The following is a 21,681-nucleotide window of genomic DNA, read 5'->3' as shown; positions in this document are numbered from 1 at the left end:
TGGTTAAGTCACTTGCGCTCGCACTTGATATTTTTCTTGTTTCCATTCACCTAAGTGCATGACTTGTTTTAATGCTTGAACTGCCTTCCAAATATCAGCATGGCTTAAATATAAAGGCGTGACTCCGAATCTTAAAACCTCTGGTTCGCGATAATCACCAATAATGCCGCGAGCGATCAGTGCTTGAATAATTTGATAGCCATTTGGATGCTTAAAGCTGACATGACTACCGCGGTATTGATGTGATGCTGGCGTGATTAATTCAAAACCAAACCCGGCACATTCTTGTTCAACCAAGGCCATAAATAAATCAGTCAGTTTTAGAGATTTATCACGAACTGTTTGCATGTCGGTATTGAGAAAAATATCTAAACCACATTCAATTAAACTCATCGACAGAATCGGTTGAGTCCCACATAAAAAGCGGCGAATGCCTTGTGCAGGTTCATAATGATCAGCCATGTTGAACGGCTTATTATGTCCCCACCAGCCTGAAAGTGGCTGTCCGACTTTATTTTGAAGTTTTGGGTTGACCCATAATAATGCGGGAGAACCAGGTCCACCATTTAAGTATTTATACGTACAGCCAATGGCAAAATCACTGTTGGTTTTATTTAATTCAATCGAAACGGCACCGACTGAATGGCATAAATCCCAAATCAATAATGCTTGATGTGCATGAACGTGCGCATTCAGTGCAGCCATATCATAGAGATAACCTGTACGATAATTGACATGAGATAACACCACAGCTGCAACTTGTTGCGAGGCTAACGTCTCGGTTAAATCATCCAAATTTTCGATTAAAACCAGTTGATAACCTTGGTTAATAAGATGAATAAAACCTTCGATCATATAAATGTCGGTTGGGAATACATCTTTCTCTGCCACGATGATTTTACGTTCAGGGTATGTTTCAGCCTGAATACTGACTGCCGCAGAAAGTACTTTAAATAAGTTTAAAGAGGTTGAATCCGAGATAATGGTTTCGCCAGCATTGGCACCAATTAATGGTGCAACTTTATCGCCTAAGCGTGTTGGTAAACCCCACCAATCGGCTTTATTCCAACTATTAATCAAATCTTCGCCCCATTGCTGGGTAATGACTTCTTGTGCTAATGCCAAAGATTTACGTGGGCGAGCGCCCAAAGAATTGCCATCAAGATAGATTACATCTTCTGGTAAAGCAAAATCGTCTTTAAAGTTTTTTAATGGGTCTTCACTGTCCCAAGCGAGGCATTGATCATATGTAATCATCTGTTGTTTCTACCTTTACTACCTTGTGTATAGGTTAATTTTAACACAGCAATTTTGTGATTTTATTCGATAATTTATAGCTAAAAACGCTTAAATATGAATATAATTCTAATTATGGCGTTATTATTGATAGGAGATTCTAAGCATGAATATGGACAATATTGATCATAAAATATTAAAACTACTTCAGAAAAATGCGCGTTTAAGTAACCAAGAATTGGCCGATGAGGTGAATCTTTCAGCATCAGCCTGCCACCGCCGTGTCAAAATTTTAGAAAGCATGGGGATTATTGAAGGCTATCAAGCAAAAATAAACTATGAAAAACTAGGCATCAAAGTTGAAGTGATGATTGAAATTAAATTGGCGCAGCTGACCGAAACGGATCACAAAGCATTTGTGAGTCAAATTCGTGATTTTGAAGAGGTGATTAATGCTTATATTATTACGGGGGACTCGAATTATGTATTGCATATCGCGACCAAAGACTTAAATTCGTTTTCCCAATTTGTGGTAAATAAGCTGAATAAAATAAAAGGCATTATGAATATTAATTCGAAAATTATTTTAGAGAAAGTGGTGCATAAAAGTTTATTCTAATTCTCGCCTAAGCATAAAACCAAAAATAAAATCCCTCTCCAAGGCATGTGAATATAAGACTTCTATTCCACAGATCAGGAGAGGGGGCGCTTAAAACTTTATTTCACATCAAATCTTCATTTCACATCAAAACTCATGGTTGCCACCATCACGCGCTTTTGATATTGCTGTTGCTTATATTCACCTGGCTCATCAATATTTTTGCTGACTTCGATGACATAGCGTCCTTTCCACGGCGTTTCGATATGAAAACGACCTTGCTCATCGGTCTCATATTTTTTACTCCAACGATTGCCTGCGATCACTTCAACTTCTTGTTTGGCTAAAGGCTGGTCTTGAAAGATCAATACGAATTGATTTGAATTGGCAGCCACGGGCACAATTTCTAGTTCTGAAACATGCGCAGTGCTGCTACGACCAGCTTTGGCGCGGAACTGAGCCAGCAGATCGCCATGCACCAAGTTGTTATCTGCACGAACATCCCCCGTAGCGGAAGTGCTGTAAGCAAAGTAATTGGGCTGCGCAGTCGCTTGCAGCTCTTTCCCATTTTGAACCACTTTGGCGCTGGCAAAGGCTTTTAATGGGCCTGCTTGGGTTTCGGTCAAGTTCTCGCTGTATTCACCAAAATAAGCACGGGTTTGTTGGTCTGAGGTTTTTTCCAGCCAAAACATGTGGGCTTGTGTTGTCTGTATGGTCATGGCAGCCGATAAAGCCAAGATAAGGGTACTAATACGTTGCATGCTTGCGTCCTTGTGGATGGGGATTAAAAAATGAATGCGCTTTACAGCGTTATTCGTGGTGTTGAGGGTTAAATTTAAAAATCAAAACTGGCAGAGAGCATTAGCGTACGCGGTGCGCCAAGGCCTGAACTGGTTGAACTGGCCCAATAGGCTTTGTTGCTCAGGTTGAAAATGTCGGCACGAATGATGGTCGGCACTTGACCGATTTGGGTGTTATAACGTCCACCGATGCCATAAAGTGTGCGACCTGCAACGGAAAGGCTATTTTCTGCATTGGCATATTGTTTAGACATGGCGCTGATATTGGCATTGATGCTCAATCCTTCGAGCATCGGGAGGTCATATTCAGCCGCGAGTTTGGCTTGTGACTTCGGGACACTGGTGGCGAAGTTGCCTTGGTTTTTGCCCCCTGCCGTTTTGGTGAGTTTGGCTTGGGTATAAGAGATACCGCCCATGAGTTTTAACTCAGGTAACAGCTTGCCAAAAAAGCCCCATTCCACCCCACGGTTGCGTTGTTCGCCATCCGCAGAATAAATATTGGTTGCTGGATCGGTCAGGGCACTTGGTTTTTCAATTTGGAAGATGCTGAAGGTATTGGCGAAATCAGCCCATTCGAGTTTGGCCCCCATTTCATATTGCTTGGTTTGATAGGGGGCAAAAACTGCACCTGCGTTGGCAGCATCTGCGGGCGCAGTTGATCCAGCACTTAAGCCTTCAATATAGTTGGCATAAACCGAGACATGATCTGAAGTTTTATACAGAATGGCAAAAGCCGGGGTGGTGGCATCTTGGCGATAACTGGTTTTTCGAGCAGCTGTTTTTGCATCAAAACTGTATTGGGTCACCTCTTGCTGACGTACCCCAACAATAATATTTAAGCGATCATCGAGCATGCTCATGCTGTCCGTCAGACCATAGCTAACATTTTTAACTGCTGAACTTTTAATAATATCGGGTTTTGTCGCGGCTTTATCGAGAATTAAACCATCCCAATTCGGTGCGTAAATATTGGTAATAAAAGGCGTTTTAAGTACATTACGGTTAAAGCCCAATTTTTGTTCGTGCTCATACCAAGTGCTATTGGCAATGAGATCATGCTGAATACCGAGCGTATTAAAGCTAAATTTCACACCAACATCAGCAGAGTCTTTATCAAGTTGAAAACGTTGATAGGAAAAATTGTTTTCAAAATCACCTTGCGCATTAATAATTTTACTATTAGAACCTGCTAAAGAATTAAAATCAGTTTTACTGTGACCATAGCTGGCATAGGTACTGATTTGATCACTGATCTCTAAATCCCCACGTAAAATAATGGCATCATCTTGGGTGGTGGTAAAGGTGCTGGGTGGGGCGAATACTGTGGTCGCTTTCGGGGCTTTGGGAATGGCGAGGCCCGTTGCTAAACCAACACCGCGATTTAATCCCTCAACATGATCTTCGGAATGGTAGAGGTCTGCTGCAAGTGATCCACGTTCAAAGCGCCAATCAAATCCGAGCGAAGCAAATTTACTGGTTGCAGATTGATTTTTGACTGCGGTATCACCATCACGATAGACCCCATTAAAACGCAGACCAAATTGTTGTTCATCACCAAAGCGTGTCGCTAAGTCTGCATGTACGCCAAATTTTGCATCTGAATCATAGGTCGTGGTTAAGCGTTTGCTTGGCGTATCTTGCGCACGTTTGGTGACCACGTTAATGGTACCGCCAACAGAACCGCCGGGTGGCATGCCATTGAGCATGGCCGAAGGACCTTTGAGCACTTCAACACGTTCAGCAAATTCGGGAGTCAGACGATAATACGGTGCAAGCCCGTACAAGCCGTTGAGGCCGATATCATTTGCTGATACGTTAAAGCCACGAATACTATAGCTTTCATTAATGCCACCGGCAGCACCTGAGCTATACACCGCAGGATCTGTTTTGGTGATAATCCCCGTAATATCTTTGGCTTGGCTATCTTGAACATATTCACTGGTATAACCAACAATACTAAATGGGGTTTCCATAAAGTCTTTTTCACCCAAAACCCCAACCCGTGCTCCTCGTGCTACTTGACCTCCTGCATAAGCTTGGGGTAAAGCTCTGGGCCCATTTTCTGCTGTGATATTGATCGTCGGGAGTTGCACAACCTCTTGATCAGCAACGAAGCCTTGGGCAATGGTTTCGGAAGAAGCAATCGTTGACAGCGCTTCAGTCGAAACAGGATTGGTTTTGGCAACCACCACATAGCCATTTGCAGTTTTCTGGGCTTGAAATGCTGTGCCTTGCAAGAGTGCTGCGAGGGCTTGTTCGACAGTGTAGTGACCATTTAAGCCTTGCGTTCTCAAATCATTAAGACTTTGTGCATGACTCGAAATCGCGACATCCGCCTGTATTGCAAATTGATTGAGTGCTTGTGCTAAGTCGCCCGCTGCAATGTGATAACGCAAACTTTGGCTTTGGTTGGCAATTGCAGTCGTACTGCTGATCAGGACGGCAGCTGTGCAAGCAATTTGAATCGCGAGCACCATTGGCTTGAGTACAAAACTGGTCGATCTGTCACGGTTCCGCATGAATATATCCCCACATATAATGTGATTACTCAAAAATATAAAAATTTTGTTGTTTCACTTATTAAGACAATCGAGAAAGGGAAATGGGAAGCATTATTATTTATTTTTTTAAATTATTTTTTAAAAAGCAGCTTTAAAGGGCGAGGGTATCGCGATTTATGAGGATGAGCGCCTAAAGTACCTTTGCTTAAAAAGGAGATACAAGGCTGAGAGAGCTCAGGGAGGATAAAATTAAAGTACCGCTTGCATTGGCAATACCTTCACCCGATTAAATAGAGCACGTTCAACTTTGATCGGTAGGCTTTTTTCAAGTAGATCTAGGGCGTGTTCATCAAGTGTTAAGGTCGCATTGACGCTTATTTTACTGAGTTGTGCAGCATCATAGACCAGCGTTTCTGACTGATAGTTTTGTAATAGGCCCAGCACCTGATCGAGTGGCATATTTTGAATCACCAACTTATGTTTTTGCCAAGCCGCTTCGAGCAGATCGGGAGAAACTGTGGTGGTGCTGATAATACCCTGTTGATTGATCAGTACTTGTTGACCAGCATGGACTATCGCCGCTGTTCCCATTTTGTCCGTTGTTATTTTTGTCTTAGATTCCAACATGATCAGCACTGTGGCATGTTCCGATTCTTGCACCATAAAGCGTGTGCCCAAGGCGGTAATCTGGGCGTATTGGGTTTGAATTACAAATGGCCGCTGCGCATCTTTGGCGACTTCTACCAAAATATTGCCCCGATACAGTTTGATCAACCGTTGCTTCGAGTCAAAATCAAGATCATAAGCCGTTTTGCCACTCATTTGAATTTCACTCAGATCGCTTAAGGTGTTGCTAGACCACGCTTGATAATTGTTTTTATGATCAGCGGTCCATTGATTGAGCGGTATATTTCCTGAGTAGGTCAACGCAAGCAGTATGCTCAAGCTCAGCAATAGCGCCAGCGCATAGGACTGCCAAGCGTTATTGTTGCTGGCGTTGTTGCTAGAGTTGGTGTTGTTAGGCGTCTGACTGGTGATTTGTTTCAGGGTTTCAGCACTAGAGCGTGCGGATGGGCTGTGTTGTAGTTGTTGAAAATAGCCTAAGGTTTGTTGCAACGCTGCAATCTGTGCAACGCGCTTGGGGGCTTGTTGTTGCCACGCTGCAAAGGCACTTCGATCTGCATCGGTACAGTCATCGCTATTCATTTTGACCAACCAGTACGCCACCTGTTCCAGTAATTGATCTTCTGTTACGGTGCTTTGAGCAAGCGGGTCTGATTGATTTGCATTGTTCATAACATTAAGACTGCTTTTGAATGCTGCGATGGCAAGAAACAATCGCTTTGATTAATTCATTTTGTATGGTTTTTCGAGAGACATTAAAATGCTCAGCGAGATCTACTTGGGAAATGCCTTCAATATAATGCATGATCAGCACCAAGCGTTGCCGTTCTGCTAAACCCTCAAGCGCATTCACCACGAGGGTCAGGGTTTCCAAAATAATAAACAGTTGCTCAGGGGAGTGCTGTAAATGCTCCGGCTGCTCGGCTAAATTTTTTAAATAGCTTTCCTCAATTTTTTTACGCTTGGCCTGATTGATCATAATATGCCGAGCGGTGGTCGCTAAATAAGGGCGGGGTTGTTTGATTTGATCTAAAAGATTGGGCGTCACAAAAATTTTTAAAAAAGTGTCCTGAAGAATGTCTTCAATGTTGTTTCTAGAACTGACGGTTTTGCAGATAAACGTATAAAGCCATTGATAGTTTTCTACATAAAATTGATTGAAACGCAGATGGTTTTCATTCGGTGATGGCGTAGATGACAACAGCATGGTGGGGCCTTATGACAGGAGAAAGCATTAAAATTGTATGACCATAATACACTTAAATGATAATCATTACTATTGGTGCGCCATTCAGCTCGAAAAATAACGAAAGAGAATAAATTAGATCAGTTTATGGCGGGCACCATTCGCACAAAAATCTTGTGGCTTGATGTGAGTAAGATATAAAGAAAATAAGCGGTTGTTTTTTAAACAAACAAGACCGCATAGACTAAAGTATAGGTTGTCGGATAGTAAATAGACATTTCTCATTACTTTTCCCGCAAGAGTATTGCGAATGAATCTTTTTAGCAGAATAAAACCGCAAAGGCCTGTATTAAAAAACCGCAGGCTGGTTTGAAAATGAGCCTTAAATGGTATGACCAATTTAGGTTGGCGGTCTGTTGGTATTGATCTTTAATTCATCAGAATTTAGTATTAGCTGCTAAATATCTGGTTTTTTTCTAAATTATACTTATATTGGTATGACCAATATTGAGTATATTGAAAATCAATCAGACCAATATCGTGTTCTCACAGGCATTTCAAGGAGATGACAATGCTTCAACATTGGCAGCAGGTTTACGATCCGATGGGCAATATTTGGTTATCCAGTATTGTTGCACTTATTCCAATTATATTTTTCTTTTTTGCATTGGCCATTTTCCGTATGAAGGGCAGTGTGGCAGGCACCATTACCGTGGTACTTGCAGTGCTGGTCGCACTGTTTGCCTACGACATGCCAGCAACCATGGCTTTTGCATCGGTGGTTTACGGTTTCTTTTATGGTCTCTGGCCGATTTCGTGGATTATTATTGGGGCAGTGTTTTTATACAAAGTCTCGGTAAAAACTGGTCAATTTAATATTATCCGTTCTTCGATTTTATCGGTGACGGAAGATCAACGTTTGCAAATGTTGTTGGTGGGCTTCTCCTTTGGTACCTTTTTGGAAGGTGCGGCAGGTTTCGGTGCACCGGTTGCCATCACGGCTGCGTTATTGGTCGGTCTGGGCTTTAAACCATTGTATGCTGCGGGCCTTTGCTTAATTGTAAACACAGCACCGGTGGCTTTTGGTGCAATGGGCATTCCAATTATTGTGGCGGGTCAGGTGTCTGGCGTAGACACGATGGAAATCAGCCAGATGGTCGGTCGTCAATTACCGTTTATGGTACCGATCGTGCTGTTTTGGATTATGGCAATCATGGATGGCTGGCGTGGGGTGAAAGAAACTTGGCCTGCTGTGATTGTTGCCAGTCTTTCATTTTCCTTGGCGCAGTACTTAACCTCGAACTTTGTCGGTCCTGAATTACCCGATATTACAGCAGCAATTGCCTCTTTGGTGAGTTTGACACTGTTACTTAAATTTTGGAAACCAAAGCATATTTTCCGCTTTGAGCTGGAAAAAACGGCTGAAAATGATGCAGCAGCAGCTGAAGTATTAAACAGCCAAAAACAACAGTATACGATCTGGCAAATTGCCAAAGCGTGGTCGCCATTTGCAATTTTAACAGCGATGGTGACGATTTGGAGCGTGCAGCCGTTTAAAGCATTATTTGCCAAAGGTGGTGCTTTAGAAGATTTAGTGATCTCAATCAAAGTGCCATTTTTGCATCAATTGGTACAGAAAATGCCGCCCGTCGTCGCTGAAATGAAAGACTACGATGCCGTTTTTAAATTTGATTGGTTCTCGGCCACAGGCACAGCGATTTTTATCGCAGCGATTATCAGCATCATTTATTTGAAAATGAAACCACGCGAAGCTGTTTCGACGTTCTTTGAAACCGTGAAAGAGTTAAAAACCCCGATCTATTCAATTGGGATGGTGTTGTCATTTGCTTTTATTGCCAACTATTCAGGCTTGTCTGCAACTTTGGCATTGGCATTGGCGCATACCGGTAAAGCCTTTACTTTCTTCTCACCGTTCTTGGGATGGTTGGGGGTGTTTCTTACAGGTTCTGATACCTCAGCAAATGCCTTATTTTCAGCTTTACAAGCCACCACGGCACAGCAAATTGGCGTACCAGAAGTGCTGCTGGTTGCAGCCAATACCAGTGGGGGCGTGACTGGTAAAATGATCTCGCCACAGTCGATTGCGATTGCCTGTGCTGCCGTAGGTTTGGTTGGTAAAGAATCTGATTTATTTAGGTTTACGGTGAAACATAGTATTACCTTTACAGTGATGATTGGTATCATGATCACCTTACAAGCCTATGTGTTCCCATGGATGATTCCATAGCACAAAAAACCAAGTAAAGCTCAAGGAAAGCCCAATGAAAGTCTCCGATAAAGTGGTTCAACACTTACGTTTGTTGATTGAACAAAACAACATGCAAGTTGGTGATCGTTTGCCAGCAGAACGTAAGTTGTGTGAACAACTCGGCGTCTCGCGTTCGTCTTTACGTGAAGCATTACAACAATTGATTAGCTTGGGCATGTTGGTCAGTAAAGTTGGGGCAGGTACCTATTTACAGCAACTTCCAAGCAATTGGTCACAATTGAAAATTGTACAGCCGCTAAGTGATTTGATTGATGAAGATCCAACCTATCGCTTTGATGTACAAGAGGCACGCATGATCTTAGAGGGCGGCACAGCTTGGTATGCTGCGCAGCGCTCTACACCAGAAGATCGGATTAAGATTCGCCACTATTATGATCAAGTCTCCCATTTTCAAGCGCTTGGAGATGCGGATCAGGCTTCATTGGCCGATGCGCATTTTCATTTAGCCATTGCTGAAGCTTCGCATAATCTGGTGTTGATTCAGGTGATGCGCGGTTTATTTGATTTATTGCAATACAACGTGGTGTTGGGACGACGCAAAGTCTATTCCGAAACCCATCGTTTTGATCAGTTACATGATCAACATTTTAAAGTAATGGATGCCATCGAACGTCAAGATCCAGATGCTGCGCGCAGTGCGGTCTGTGGACATATTGAATTTGTCGTTCAACAAGTACGCTCCATTGATGAAGAAGAAGCGCGTCATCAGCGTGCGAGTCGATTAAAAAGGATAACGCCATGATTATTTCCTCAGCGCAAGATTACCGTGAAGCTGCTAGACGCCGTTTACCGCCATTCTTATTTCATTATATTGATGGTGGGGCTTATGCAGAACATACGCTAAAACATAATGTTGAAGATTTATCTAAAATTGCACTACGGCAACGTGTGTTAAATGACATGTCTGAACTCAGTTTAGAAACTGAAATTTTTAATGAAAAACTGTCGATGCCATTGGCGCTATCACCAGTGGGCTTAACGGGCATGTATGCCCGTCGTGGTGAAGTACAAGCTGCTGTTGCTGCAGACAAAAAGGGTATTCCATTTACTTTGTCGACTGTTTCAGTGTGTCCGATTGAAGAAGTGACTCCCGCGATTCAACGGCCAATGTGGTTTCAACTCTATGTGCTGCGCGATCGCGGTTTTATGTTGAATGCACTGGAACGTGCCAAAGCCGCGGGTTGTTCAACCTTGGTCTTCACGGTCGATATGCCAGTGCCAGGCGCACGTTATCGTGATGCACATTCGGGGATGAGTGGGCCAAACGCAGCCATGCGCCGTTATTTACAATCGTGCATGCATCCACAATGGGCTTGGGATGTGGGCTTAATGGGTCGTCCGCATGATCTGGGCAACATTTCAAAATATTTAGGCAAACCCACTGGTCTTGAAGATTATATTGGCTGGTTAGGCAATAACTTTGATCCATCGATTTCATGGAAAGACCTTGAGTGGATTCGTGATTTTTGGGATGGCCCAATGATCATTAAAGGGATTTTAGATCCTGAAGATGCCAAAGATGCAGTACGTTTTGGTGCAGATGGCATCGTGGTGTCCAATCATGGTGGTCGTCAGTTAGATGGCGTGCTATCAACCGCACGTGCTTTGCCACCGATTGCTGATGCAGTCAAAGGTGACATTAAAATCTTGGTCGATTCGGGTATTCGCAATGGCCTCGATGTGGTGCGTATGCTGGCGATGGGCGCTGATCTGTGTATGCTCGGTCGTGCTTTTATTTATGCACTTGGCGCAGCCGGTGGTGCAGGGGTGAGTAATTTATTAGATTTATTTGAAAAAGAAATGCGGGTTGCCATGACTTTAACAGGGGCGAAAAGCATTCAAGAGATTACTTCAGACTGTTTGGTCAAACTTGATCACGAACTACGCGGTTAGCAGTAAAGTCCTTAGGAGTAAATAAGCATGCAAGCTCAAGCAAAATCTGATGCGCAGCGCAGTATAGAAAAAAATGTTTTGGCGCAGTTGGCCAAAATAGTGGGGGCGCAACATTTGTTAACCCAAGACAAAGACACGCGTTTATATCGTCAAGGTCGTCGTTTTGGTGAAGGCAAAGTGTTGGCTGTGGTGAGTCCAGGGAGTTTGCTTGAGCAATGGCAAGTGTTACAAGCGGCTGTAAATGCAGATTGTATTGTGATTATGCAGGCCGCCAATACGGGCCTCACTGGGGGATCTACGCCTTTTGGGGATTATGATCGTCCCGTGGTGCTGTTAAGTACTCGTCGTTTGGTGGGTATACAGGTCATTCAATCGGGCAAGCAAGTGATTTGTTTACCAGGTGCAACCCTGGATAAACTCGAACGAGAATTGGCAGGTTTTGACCGCGAACCGCATTCAGTGATTGGTTCATCTTGTATTGGTGCTTCGGTGTTGGGGGGAGTCTGTAACAACTCGGGTGGGGCTTTGGTACGTCGTGGTCCGGCTTATACCGAGTTAGCACTCTATGCGCAGGTCAATGCGGCGGGTGAGTTGCAGTTGGTCAACCATTTGGGCATCGACTTGGGCAATAGCCCAGAAGAAATTCTAAAAAACCTTGAACAGCAGCATTATCAACCCAGCGATATTCACAGTGATGATCAATGCTGTGCCTCAGATCAGCGTTATGCCCATGATGTAACCCAAGTTGATGCAGATACCCCAGCACGTTTTAATGCAGATCCAACCCGTTTATTTGAAGCTTCGGGTTCAGCTGGAAAAGTTTGTGTATTTGCGGTGCGTCTAGATACCTTTGTTAAAATTCCGAGTCAGGTGTTTTATGTCGGCACCAATTCGCAAGAAGATTTAACGGAAATTCGTCGCTTTTTATTGACCGAATTACCGCGCCTGCCAATCGCGGGTGAATATATTCATCGTGTCGCCTATGACATTGGTGCCAAATACGGCAAAGACACCTTCATGTTTATTGAAAAGTTTGGTACCGCCAAGGTGCCAGCAGCTTTTGCCATGAAAGATAAAGTCGATGGTTATTTAGAAAAGTGGGGTATGAAAGGTCTATCAGACAAGTGCTTGCAATTGGTCACTGGACTGCTGCCTTCGCATTTGCCCAAGCGTATGAATGCCTTTCGTGATCGCTATGAACATCATTTGGTCTTACGTATTGAAAACCAAGACGTTGCACAAGTTGAAGCTTTCTTAAAAGGCTATTTTAGTCAGACTGCATCTGCAGTAGCCGATAGCCAGACAGCAATGGGTGATTATTTCTTATGTGATGCCGATGAAGGGCGTAAGGCCTTTTTACATCGCTTTGCCGTGGCAGGTGCTGCGATTCGTTATCGCGATACCCATCGCAGCGAAGTCGAAGATATTGTGGCACTCGATATTGCGCTACGGCGTAATGACCGTCAGTGGGTGGAAACATTACCGACTGAGATGGATCAAAAAATACTGCATAAACTCTATTATGGGCATTTTCTCTGCCATGTGTTCCATCAGGATTATATTGTCAGAAAAGGCGTGGATCCAATCGCGATGGAACATCAAATGTGGCATTTACTGGATGATCGTGGGGCGGAATATCCGGCTGAACACAATGTTGGACATTTATATATTGCCAAGCCTGCGCTGCAAAAACATTATCAGCTGCTCGACCCAAGTAATCAGTTTAATGTGGGGATTGGACAGACCTCAAAGTTAAAAAACTGGCAATAGACTGGTTTAATTCGAGAGATGTGGCTTTAAAATGTCTCTTTTGCTACGCGAATTTTGTGGCAAAAGAGAAGCAACACAATATTTTCTAAAAAAAAGTTATAAAATTTACCCAATTTAAAAAATAAATCAAAATATATGTAACAAAATATAATTTTATTTTGCCTATTTCTATTACCTCGATCAAATTAAGTTATTTTGCAATTTTGCAGGTTAAGTCACATTACTTGCATTAATAGTGATATTAACTGTGAATTTTATAGGTTGTTTTTTGATCAAATAGTGGCAGGGTGAAATGCGAATACTATCGTTTAGCGCACTTTATAAAAACAACAGTTGAAACTTTTGCGTGTTAAAAATAGAGATTTTCTGTATGAAATTTCTTGTCATAACACGAGATGATAGCGCTTGGAATAATCTTATTTTGGGTAGAAAAAATAGAATGAAAAAACGCTGAATGCATTTTAATGCATGGCTTTGGTTACTTTTAATAATCATATTATTACTAATTGATTACAATTGAAATATACTGAAATAAGATAATTTTTATAATGAAAATATTTATTAAATTGTTTTAATGAGTCTGTTAATTTAATTTTTATTAAAGTTATTTTTATTTTTAATTTAATTTTTTAATTTAAGTCAATCCCTGATTATGGTTATATGTGGTTTTTTCTAACCTTTAGGCAACTAAAAAAATGATATACCCAATTCTAGTGATATGAATAAAACATAAAAAACCATTAAATGATCACTAGGTCGATTAGGACTAATCTCTAGTTCTATTTGGGGGAGTCGCTTATATATTTATTTTTAAATAGCTGAGTTACTTTTTAATTAATCGATTTAAATTTTTCATACTAGTGAGCTTTAACATGAATACTTTAAAAACATCATTATCTCTAATTGCTGCAATCCTTTGCACTGGTGCAGCTCATGCTGCAGAAACAACTGGTCAAGTTGATTTTTCTGGTAGCGTTTATTCACAAACTTGTACTATTGCAACAACTAGTAAAGACAAAAAAGTGATATTACCACCAGTACGTGCTTCAGCATTAATGACAGCTGGTATCGCTTCAAAAGAAAATGAGAAGTTTGATTTGGTACTTTCAGGCTGTACAGCGGGCATGACAGCGGGTGTATTGTTTGACCAAACTAACGTGGATTCTGCAAATTCAGGCACCTTAATCAATACGTCAACAGGTGCTAGTGCTGCTAAAAATGTCAACATTCAAATTGAATTGGCGGATGGTACGGCGATTAAATTGAATGAACAAACTAAAGATCATTACCGTGAAGTCGTTAAGGATGATGTAGATCAAAAATATGGCTATATCGCACGTTACTTCTCAACTGGAAAGGCAACTGCTGGATCAGTAACTTCATACGCTACATTTAAAGTTGATTACAAGTAATTCGTTGTCATTTTAAAATTCTGAAGGTGTGATATGTTTGTAAAATCATTTAGTTATACTACAGCACTCGGTCTAATGCTCGGTGCATCCATAAGTGTAAATGCTGCGATTATCATCAATGGTACGCGTGTTATTTTTCCGAGTGATCAAAAAAATATCACTGTTCAAGTCAAGAATGAAGGATCGGCGCCAGCATTAATGCAGACATGGATTGATAATGGTGATGCAGACGTCATACCGGATGAAAGTGATGTACCGTTTGTGGTAATGCCTCCAGTGAGTCGGGTAGATCCAATGTCTGGACAGACGATTCACATCTCAAATATAAATGCTGATTTACCGCAAGATCGCGAATCTGTTTATTGGCTTAATGTTTTAGATATTCCAGCAAAGCCACAAACAGCTGATGCAGAATCTGATAATCTTTTACAGATCGCAATTAGAAACAGAATTAAAATATTCTACCGTCCTAAACAATTACAAGGCAAAGCAATTGATGCGCCTAAAAAATTGCAATGGGGACTATCTTCAGATTATTTAACTGTAAATAACCCTACGCCATATTATGTCAATATTTCTAATCTGATCGCAGTTTCGAATGCGGGCAAGCAATATGAATTAGCACCTGATGGTCTCATGCTTTCACCTTTTGCCAATCAAAATATTGAACTTAAAAACTTAGAAATTCAAAAAATTAATCTTCTTAGTATTAATGATTATGGTGGCATAAATAGTTTTGATGTTGAGTTGAAGCAGTAATCAAGGACGACTGATCATGAATATCCCAAAGAACAGTTTTAAATTAAAGCTGCTAACACACTGTTGCTTACTTTCTGGAGCAATTTATACCAGTTCTAGTTTAGTTATGGTTTATGCAGAAGAAACTACCTCTACTACTCCAGTTTATGCAGAGTTTGAAAAGGTAGCTTTGGTGGGTGGTGTTAAAGAAATCGACTTAACAGCTTTTACTCAAGGTAATCCCGTACTTGCTGGAAACTATACCGTCAGTGTTTATGTGAATGGTGAGTGGCAAGGAGAAAGAGAATATGATTTTAAGCCATTTGGTCCAGATAAAATAATAGAGCATTGTTTTAATTTAAAACAATTACTTTCACTTGGCGTGGATATTTCTAAAATTCAAGTGAAAGATCAGCAACAATGTTTGCAGTTGGCTGAGTGGATTCCAAGTGCGAGTAGTCGCATGAACGGCAGTGAGTTACGTTACGAACTTTCAATCCCACAGGCTTTTCTCAAGCAGAATGCACGTGGCTATGTACCACCAGAAGTTTGGGATCGGGGAATTAATGCAGGTTTTTTAAGCTACAACCTGAATACCCAGCAAAATAGAGAGAACCATCAGACTAAAACCAATAGTTATTTGTCTCTAAATGCTGGGATTAACTTTGCAGGATGGCAGCTTCGTCATAATGCTATTGCGACTGATCTTGATGGTGAAAAAACGGAATATGAAAGTCTCAATACGTACTTACAACGTGCTTTTCCATCGATCCATTCCGTATTAACGGTCGGGGAAAGTTACACTTCAGGCGAGTTATTTGATTCCTTTGGTTTTACTGGGGTGCAACTACGCAGTGATGATCGAATGCTGCCTGAAACACAGACAGGTTATGCGCCGATTATTCGAGGTGTTGCACAAAGCAATGCGATTGTTGAAGTTCGTCAAAACAATCAAATGATTTATCAAATGTCTGTCGCACCGGGTGAGTTTGTAATTAATGACTTGTATCCAACAGGCTATGGCGGTGAAATGCAGGTCACAATCCGTGAGGCCAATGGGAAAATTCAGCGTTTCAATGTGCCTTATGCTTCTGTGAATCAAATGATTCGACCTGGACACCATCGCTATGCTGTGACTTTAGGGCAAGTGCGTAATAAAAATTTAAGCGATAAAGATAATTTTTTAGAAGTTACATATCAACGTGGTCTGAATAATTATTTGACGGGTTATGCAGGTTCGATTTTAAGTGAACATTATCAAGCTTATCAGCTGGGTAGTGCTATCGCGACGCCAATAGGTGCAGTTGCACTTGACGTCACGCATTCGGATACCGATTTACCGACTGGTCCCAAAAGTAGTAGCCAAGGACAAAGTTATAAACTCAGTTACAGTAAGTTCTGGCAGCCGACCAATACCAATTTAACCTTGGCAGCTTATCGTTATTCAACCTCAGGCTTTTATGGTTTTCAAGATGCCAATACCACGCAAGATTATATGCGTCGTGGTTTATCAACAAGCTATATCGGTCGTCAAAAAAGTCAATTTCAATTGGCACTTAACCAAAACCTAAAAGCAGGTTGGGGTAGTCTCTATGTGACTGGAACACGAAGCCAATATTGGGATGATGTACGGGCAAGTACAGACTATCAAATTGGTTATAACAATGTTTATAAGTTGTTGAATTATAGTCTTTCGATGCAAAAACTAACCGATATGAATGGCAAAAAAGACGATCATTACTTTTTGACGTTATCAATGCCATTACAGTTTAAACGACATGCAACCTCGATTAGTCATACAGTATCGGATTATGGCAATAACACCAGTGTCTTTGGTGCGCTAACCGAAGATCGTGCACTGACCTATAATGCCTCAGTGAGTGATGTCGGATATAACAATACTTCGGGTAATGCAAGCTTGCAATATCGCAGTCCATATACGACTGCTGCGCTCTATGCGAGTAGTGGTCGTGATTATCAGCAATGGGGTGTAAATTTAACCGGAGCATTGGTTGGGCATGAGAATGGGATTAGTTTTAGTCCCGAGATGGTCGATACTATGGTCTTGGTTCGTGCTGAAAATGCCAAAGGTGCCAAAATTAATAATACTGTCGGTTTGAAAATCGACCCATGGGGCTATGCGGTAATTCCTTTTGTTACGCCTTATCGCATGAATGAAATTTCGATTGATCCTAGAGCGGTATTGGACAACGTTGAATTAAGCTCTACCAGCCAAGATCTTGCACCTTATGCAGGTTCAATTAGTCGAGTTGAATTTAAAACCAAATCTGGTTTTCCATTACTCATTAAAAGTAAAACCAAGCTAGGTGAGCGTCTTCCATTTGGTGCCACAGTGTTCAACTCACATGGTGAGTTGGTCGGTGCCGTGACGCAAGGCAGTCAAATTTTAATTCGTACAGAAGCCTTAAGTGATTCGCTCTTGGTGAAATGGGGTGATTCTGCACAGCAACAATGCCAAGTGAGCTATACCTTAGCAAATACCAATCAAAGCAAAGTGGGATATCGCGTTGTAGAGGGACAATGTCAATGAAAAATAAAATGTTACTCATCGCAGGAAGTGTCAGTCTACTTTCACTTTGGAGCCAATCGAGTTTTGCGGTATGTACTTTAGAAGATAAAAACTTTATTGCGCAAAATGTCATTATGGATATTGGTAAAATTACTTTAGATCCTAAAAAGAAAGTTGGTGAGATTTATAAAACAGGTAGTTTTAAGATTAATGAAAGAAAAAATGTCTTTTCATGTGATAAGCGTGGAGGTGCAGCCATTGGGGTTGTTATCCCTGGTACAAAAGTTGCGAATATGGAAAATACTTACTCCACTAATGTAAGGGGAATAGGTATAAGACTGTATCGTGATTCAGGTCCAATCCAGACCTATTATCCACATAGAATACCGCTCAGTGCCGGGAGTTATGGCAGGTTAGCGGGGGGCAATTTTAAGGTCGATATCATCAAAACAGAGAATGTGACAGGGACGGGGGCTTTAACTTCTGGGTTATATTCTTCGTATTATTATGATGGCAATAGCCAGAGTAAGCCTGTACTGACATCGACTTTAAATGCTGAAGGCATTGTACTCATCAATCCGACTTGTTCTATTGATGAGCAGAGTAGATATCAGAATATTGAAATGGGTGGGATCCGTGCGAGTCAACTGAAAAATGTTGGCGATACCTTAAATGAAAAGGACTTTAAAATAAAATTAATCTGTAATGGCGGTAATGTACAAGTACAAAAAGTGAAACTTGGTTTTAGTTATTTACCCGATGCTCAAGCGGGCAATTATGGTGTTATTGCCAATAAAAAGGGGGTTGAATACGCACAAGGAATAGGCATTCAGTTATCCAAAGCAGATGATAAAACATCCGTTACCAATGGACGAAGTGTAGATATGGGCACGACAACATTGCATCAGGAGACTTATCCTGAGTTAAAACTAAAAGCGCGTTATTATAAAACCAATACGACCTTGCTGCCTGGTAAAGTGTTTGCCACCACGACATTTAATATTGAGTATCAATAGCTCTAGCCATTGAGCGTCGTATAAAAGCACTCGTTTAAGATGATATTTCAAACCTTTTACTGAATGCTTATTCCAATAAAAAACCCCATAATATTAAGTATTGAACTGAACCCCATAAGTTGGACACAACTTACGGGGTTTTTTATTGGAATACCTTTCTCAAAGTCTTGGAACTATTTGCCGCATCGCAAACACTAATTTAAGCTGATTGCGAAATGATGACTTTAATCTGGGTATCGCCAGGGCGAGAAACAATGCGAATCGATCCACCAATGCGATTTACCCGAATTTGCATACTGTGTAAACCGACATGCAGACCTGCTTGCACTGTACTTGGATCAAAACCAACGCCATTGTCCTTAATTTTTAAAATCAGCATGTTATCTATGTTGCAAAGTGAAACCTCGACCACTGTGGCATGGCTATGTTTAACGATATTGGTCAGTGCTTCCTCGGTTACCCGGGCTAAGGTTAGGCATTCGAGTGCTGTTGGTTTCGATTGCCAATGCGCAGGGAATTGCCAAGTAGATTCAATTTCCATTTCTTCAAACAATTGAATATAACGATGACGTAAAGGTGCACCCCAAATAATCGGTGTTTCTGGGACTTTAGCACCGATACTTGAGCCTGAATCGATAATTTGACGTAAATCATTGCGTAGTAATTTTAAAATTGACATAAAGCGTTGTTTGTCAAAGTTATCTGCTCGATCGACCAAGGCCATTGAACGAACCAATGAACCACCTAGACCATCATGTAGATCATGCGCGAGATTCAATCGTTCTTGTAGACGCATATTTTCAATTTCAAGCTGATGTTTATTATCAAGTGAACATTCTAATTCAGACTTAACTTGATCAATTTTTATTTCGAGCTGTTCATTGAAGGTTTCAATCTTGGTAATGTTTTGTGCAATACGCCAACCTAAAATCAGCGAAAGTGCCAAAGTCATCAGTACGCCACCTAAAGGCGTTCCCATAAACCCGCTGGTGTCTCTGGTGATGATTTTATAAATATCGTGGCAAATGATCACAATATAGCCGAGCATGGTGAGTGCCAGTATACGAACATCAGTTTGCTTACTTTTAAATGCAATCCATTGATAATAAATGCAATTTAGTACAAACACACCCATTGCTATTAAAAAAACAATGAACAGAAGCAGTTGTAACTTTTCTAGGGGAGAAAAGATTAAGGCCGGTATCATAAATAGGTTGATGGCCCATAGTGCATATTCAGTTTTTTTATATCTTTTTGCAGCAAATCGCCAAGTGAATATTGAAAAACAGAGTGTATAAGCGAGCAGTAGCCACATATTAAATTTGGCATATTGGATCGAATCTGCAAAGAAGGGAGTCTCTGTGACTAGAGTACCGCAAATAAAGATTGCCCAAATTATGCTAGCCAATGCAAACCAGCCAAAAGTGCTGTCTTGGCGACGCAATAACCAAATTAAAAAACCAAATATACCCAGCATCAAAGTCATCACTAAATTAATGAAATGAATGGCTCGTTGTTGGAAGATATATTTATTATGTGCTTGTACTATTAAGTGAGGTGAGCCGAGATGAATAACGCCCAGTCCAGGGCTTTGGGTGGCCACGCCAACCACTTTCACCAATAAGGTATTTTCACCTTGATTAAAATTCGCAGAAGGGAGAATCCAATAGCGTGGAATATTCCAACTGCGACTGAGTGGTTCAACCAATGCCTGGTCTTTCCAAATCAATTGCCCATTTAAATAGACTTGCCCCGCCATATTGATACTATTAATACTGAGTGCAAGCGAATCATGTTGCTGGCAGTATTGGGTCCATTGAATACGATATAAAACAGTACCAGAGTAGCCTTTCCAACGACTTTCCCAAAAATCGGGCAGTTGAACATCAACCCAATTTTGTTTTTTTAATTGGGATTGATCTTTTGTAGCTTGAATCTCTGTACACGACAAATTTCACAGAACCCTTATCCTATCAGGGTTCTGCCTTCTTAAAATTGCCAAAATTTCCTTAAACTCTTCTTTTTTCCCAAAACCAATTAAACGCTGAATCGCCATTTGAACATAGTCTAAACCATAGCGAAATAAACTCATTGAGAGTCGTCCATGCTTCTTTATTTTTATCACTTTTTTTTGATCATGTTGCCATTCACCCGTTAAGTAACACCAACAGAAGCTTATAGCTAACACCGCAATCAATTTTTTCACTCGTCTAGGGTCTGTCAAGCGCGTATTTTCAAGATTAAACCCGCGTCCTTTGAGACAACTGAATAAGGTTTCAATTTCCCAGCGTAATGCATAATCCTGAATAGCATTGGCATTAAACTGAGGAGAAACGACGAGTAAAAGCTCTCCATTTTCTAACTGTAGTGCACTTATATATAGTTTCACCCGACCAACCAAAATCCGTCGTTTACGACATTCAATTTGACCAACTTTAAGATGGCGAAATAAATCACTAATTTTATGATTCTTTCCTAAATGATTGGTGACAATGAAGTTTTTTTAACACGAATGCAGAAGTTGATGTCTTGTTCAATTAACCATGTAAACCACTGCTCACCGATAAACTCTCTGTCTGCGAACACATTCACAATACGGTCTTTACCAAAAATGGCTATAAAGCGTTGAATCAAAGCAATACGCTCTTTCGTATCTGAATTTCCACGTTTATTAAGCAATGTCCAAAGGATAGGTATCGCTATTCCACGATAAACGATTGCGAGCATCAGGATATTAATATTTCGTTTTCCCCATTTCCAATTGGTTCTATCTAAAGTCAGTTGCACTTGGTCGAATGAAAACATATTGAAAATCAACTGAGAAATTTGACGATAATCAAAATACTGACCTGCAAAGAAGCGCTGCATACGTCGATAAAATGATTGTGGTAAGCACTTGATGGGCAAGGCTTTAGATGCAGAAGAAAGATTACATGTTTGCTTTAAAATAATCACAAGCATGATGAGCGCAAAGCACTTTAAATGTGACTTGTTCCATTTTAGATATTTGTTTAAGATAAGATATAACTCATTGAGATGTGTCATAGTATTCGTCGTTAGAAAACAATTATTATGACATTATTTCAA

16 protein-coding genes are annotated in these 21,681 nt (G+C 41.0%); 9 read left to right on the top strand and 7 right to left on the bottom strand.

The window, feature by feature from the left end:
* Nucleotides 1–3: 3 nt before the first annotated feature.
* Nucleotides 4–1,257, bottom strand: coding sequence for a kynureninase (gene kynU, locus FD716_RS11535; RefSeq protein ID WP_139852471.1), 1,254 nt, complete (start codon nucleotides 1,255–1,257; stop codon nucleotides 4–6).
* 145 nt (nucleotides 1,258–1,402) lie between these two features.
* On the opposite strand from kynU, the gene gigD reads away from it, so the two are divergent.
* Nucleotides 1,403–1,855, top strand: a complete 453-nt coding sequence (gene gigD, locus FD716_RS11530; RefSeq protein ID WP_139852470.1) for an Lrp/AsnC family transcriptional regulator GigD — start codon at nucleotides 1,403–1,405, stop codon at nucleotides 1,853–1,855.
* A 116-nt stretch (nucleotides 1,856–1,971) separates the two neighbouring features.
* Here the strand turns inward: gigD and FD716_RS11525 are convergent, their stop codons facing one another.
* The 4 genes from FD716_RS11525 to FD716_RS11510 all read right to left on the bottom strand — a co-directional run bounded on the left by FD716_RS11525 (nucleotide 1,972) and on the right by FD716_RS11510 (nucleotide 6,966).
* A complete protein-coding gene (locus FD716_RS11525; RefSeq protein ID WP_139852469.1) occupies nucleotides 1,972–2,595 on the bottom strand; it encodes a DUF4198 domain-containing protein in 624 nt (207 codons plus the stop codon).
* A 74-nt stretch (nucleotides 2,596–2,669) separates the two neighbouring features.
* Complete coding sequence (locus FD716_RS11520) at nucleotides 2,670–5,153, bottom strand: TonB-dependent receptor (protein ID WP_139852468.1); 2,484 nt, start codon at nucleotides 5,151–5,153, stop codon at nucleotides 2,670–2,672.
* A gap of 231 nt (nucleotides 5,154–5,384) precedes the next feature.
* Nucleotides 5,385–6,431 (bottom strand): FecR family protein, encoded by a 1,047-nt coding sequence (locus FD716_RS11515; RefSeq protein WP_139852467.1) that lies wholly within the window; start codon nucleotides 6,429–6,431, stop codon nucleotides 5,385–5,387.
* 4 nt (nucleotides 6,432–6,435) lie between these two features.
* Complete coding sequence (locus FD716_RS11510; RefSeq protein ID WP_139852466.1) at nucleotides 6,436–6,966, bottom strand: RNA polymerase sigma factor; 531 nt, start codon at nucleotides 6,964–6,966, stop codon at nucleotides 6,436–6,438.
* Between the two features lie 544 nt (nucleotides 6,967–7,510).
* Between FD716_RS11510 and lldP the strand changes: the two genes are divergently transcribed.
* The 8 genes from lldP (at nucleotide 7,511) to FD716_RS11470 (ending at nucleotide 18,594) form a co-directional block, all read left to right on the top strand.
* Entirely contained in the window at nucleotides 7,511–9,193 is a 1,683-nt protein-coding gene (gene lldP, locus FD716_RS11505; RefSeq protein WP_171477034.1) for an L-lactate permease, read from the top strand.
* A gap of 34 nt (nucleotides 9,194–9,227) precedes the next feature.
* Nucleotides 9,228–9,977, top strand: coding sequence for a transcriptional regulator LldR (gene lldR / locus FD716_RS11500; RefSeq protein ID WP_139852464.1), 750 nt, complete (start codon nucleotides 9,228–9,230; stop codon nucleotides 9,975–9,977).
* Nucleotides 9,974–11,128, top strand: a complete 1,155-nt coding sequence (gene lldD / locus FD716_RS11495) for an FMN-dependent L-lactate dehydrogenase LldD (RefSeq protein WP_139852463.1) — start codon at nucleotides 9,974–9,976, stop codon at nucleotides 11,126–11,128. The genes lldR and lldD overlap by 4 nt, the downstream gene beginning before the upstream one ends.
* A gap of 27 nt (nucleotides 11,129–11,155) precedes the next feature.
* Entirely contained in the window at nucleotides 11,156–12,898 is a 1,743-nt protein-coding gene (dld, locus tag FD716_RS11490) for a D-lactate dehydrogenase (RefSeq protein ID WP_139852462.1), read from the top strand.
* 872 nt (nucleotides 12,899–13,770) lie between these two features.
* Nucleotides 13,771–14,310: a fimbrial protein gene (locus FD716_RS11485; RefSeq protein WP_139852461.1), complete on the top strand. Its 540-nt coding sequence runs from the start codon at nucleotides 13,771–13,773 to the stop codon at nucleotides 14,308–14,310.
* A gap of 33 nt (nucleotides 14,311–14,343) precedes the next feature.
* Nucleotides 14,344–15,069 (top strand): fimbrial biogenesis chaperone, encoded by a 726-nt coding sequence (locus FD716_RS11480; protein ID WP_139852460.1) that lies wholly within the window; start codon nucleotides 14,344–14,346, stop codon nucleotides 15,067–15,069.
* 16 nt (nucleotides 15,070–15,085) lie between these two features.
* Nucleotides 15,086–17,599, top strand: a complete 2,514-nt coding sequence (locus FD716_RS11475; RefSeq protein ID WP_139852459.1) for a fimbria/pilus outer membrane usher protein — start codon at nucleotides 15,086–15,088, stop codon at nucleotides 17,597–17,599.
* Nucleotides 17,596–18,594, top strand: coding sequence for a fimbrial protein (locus FD716_RS11470; RefSeq protein ID WP_171477033.1), 999 nt, complete (start codon nucleotides 17,596–17,598; stop codon nucleotides 18,592–18,594). The genes FD716_RS11475 and FD716_RS11470 overlap by 4 nt, the downstream gene beginning before the upstream one ends.
* Before the next feature lie 199 nt (nucleotides 18,595–18,793).
* Here FD716_RS11470 and FD716_RS11465 read toward each other — a convergent pair whose 3' ends face one another.
* Nucleotides 18,794–20,545, bottom strand: a complete 1,752-nt coding sequence (locus tag FD716_RS11465) for a sensor histidine kinase (protein ID WP_139852457.1) — start codon at nucleotides 20,543–20,545, stop codon at nucleotides 18,794–18,796.
* A gap of 3 nt (nucleotides 20,546–20,548) precedes the next feature.
* A protein-coding gene (locus tag FD716_RS11460) for an IS4-like element ISAba1 family transposase (protein WP_088631513.1) occupies nucleotides 20,549–21,639 on the bottom strand; the annotation gives its coding sequence in 2 pieces (ribosomal slippage) (nucleotides 20,549–21,099 and nucleotides 21,099–21,639; 1,092 coding nt in all).
* Nucleotides 21,640–21,681: the final 42 nt, after the last annotated feature.

Origin of the sequence: Acinetobacter pullicarnis (assembly GCF_006352475.1) — a bacterium.
Lineage (GTDB): Bacteria > Pseudomonadota > Gammaproteobacteria > Pseudomonadales > Moraxellaceae > Acinetobacter > Acinetobacter pullicarnis.
The sequence above is the reverse complement of the archived record's forward strand: the minus strand, read 5'-3'. Positions and strand labels throughout refer to the sequence as shown.

Coding starts and splice junctions, on each gene's coding strand:
- kynU (WP_139852471.1), bottom strand. CDS start 1,257: ATGATTACATATGATCAATGCCTCGCTTGGGACAGTGAAGACCCATTA.
- gigD (WP_139852470.1), top strand. CDS start 1,403: ATGAATATGGACAATATTGATCATAAAATATTAAAACTACTTCAGAAA.
- FD716_RS11525 (WP_139852469.1), bottom strand. CDS start 2,595: ATGCAACGTATTAGTACCCTTATCTTGGCTTTATCGGCTGCCATGACC.
- FD716_RS11520 (WP_139852468.1), bottom strand. CDS start 5,153: ATGCGGAACCGTGACAGATCGACCAGTTTTGTACTCAAGCCAATGGTG.
- FD716_RS11515 (WP_139852467.1), bottom strand. CDS start 6,431: ATGAACAATGCAAATCAATCAGACCCGCTTGCTCAAAGCACCGTAACA.
- FD716_RS11510 (WP_139852466.1), bottom strand. CDS start 6,966: ATGCTGTTGTCATCTACGCCATCACCGAATGAAAACCATCTGCGTTTC.
- lldP (WP_171477034.1), top strand. CDS start 7,511: ATGACAATGCTTCAACATTGGCAGCAGGTTTACGATCCGATGGGCAAT.
- lldR (WP_139852464.1), top strand. CDS start 9,228: ATGAAAGTCTCCGATAAAGTGGTTCAACACTTACGTTTGTTGATTGAA.
- lldD (WP_139852463.1), top strand. CDS start 9,974: ATGATTATTTCCTCAGCGCAAGATTACCGTGAAGCTGCTAGACGCCGT.
- dld (WP_139852462.1), top strand. CDS start 11,156: ATGCAAGCTCAAGCAAAATCTGATGCGCAGCGCAGTATAGAAAAAAAT.
- FD716_RS11485 (WP_139852461.1), top strand. CDS start 13,771: ATGAATACTTTAAAAACATCATTATCTCTAATTGCTGCAATCCTTTGC.
- FD716_RS11480 (WP_139852460.1), top strand. CDS start 14,344: ATGTTTGTAAAATCATTTAGTTATACTACAGCACTCGGTCTAATGCTC.
- FD716_RS11475 (WP_139852459.1), top strand. CDS start 15,086: ATGAATATCCCAAAGAACAGTTTTAAATTAAAGCTGCTAACACACTGT.
- FD716_RS11470 (WP_171477033.1), top strand. CDS start 17,596: ATGAAAAATAAAATGTTACTCATCGCAGGAAGTGTCAGTCTACTTTCA.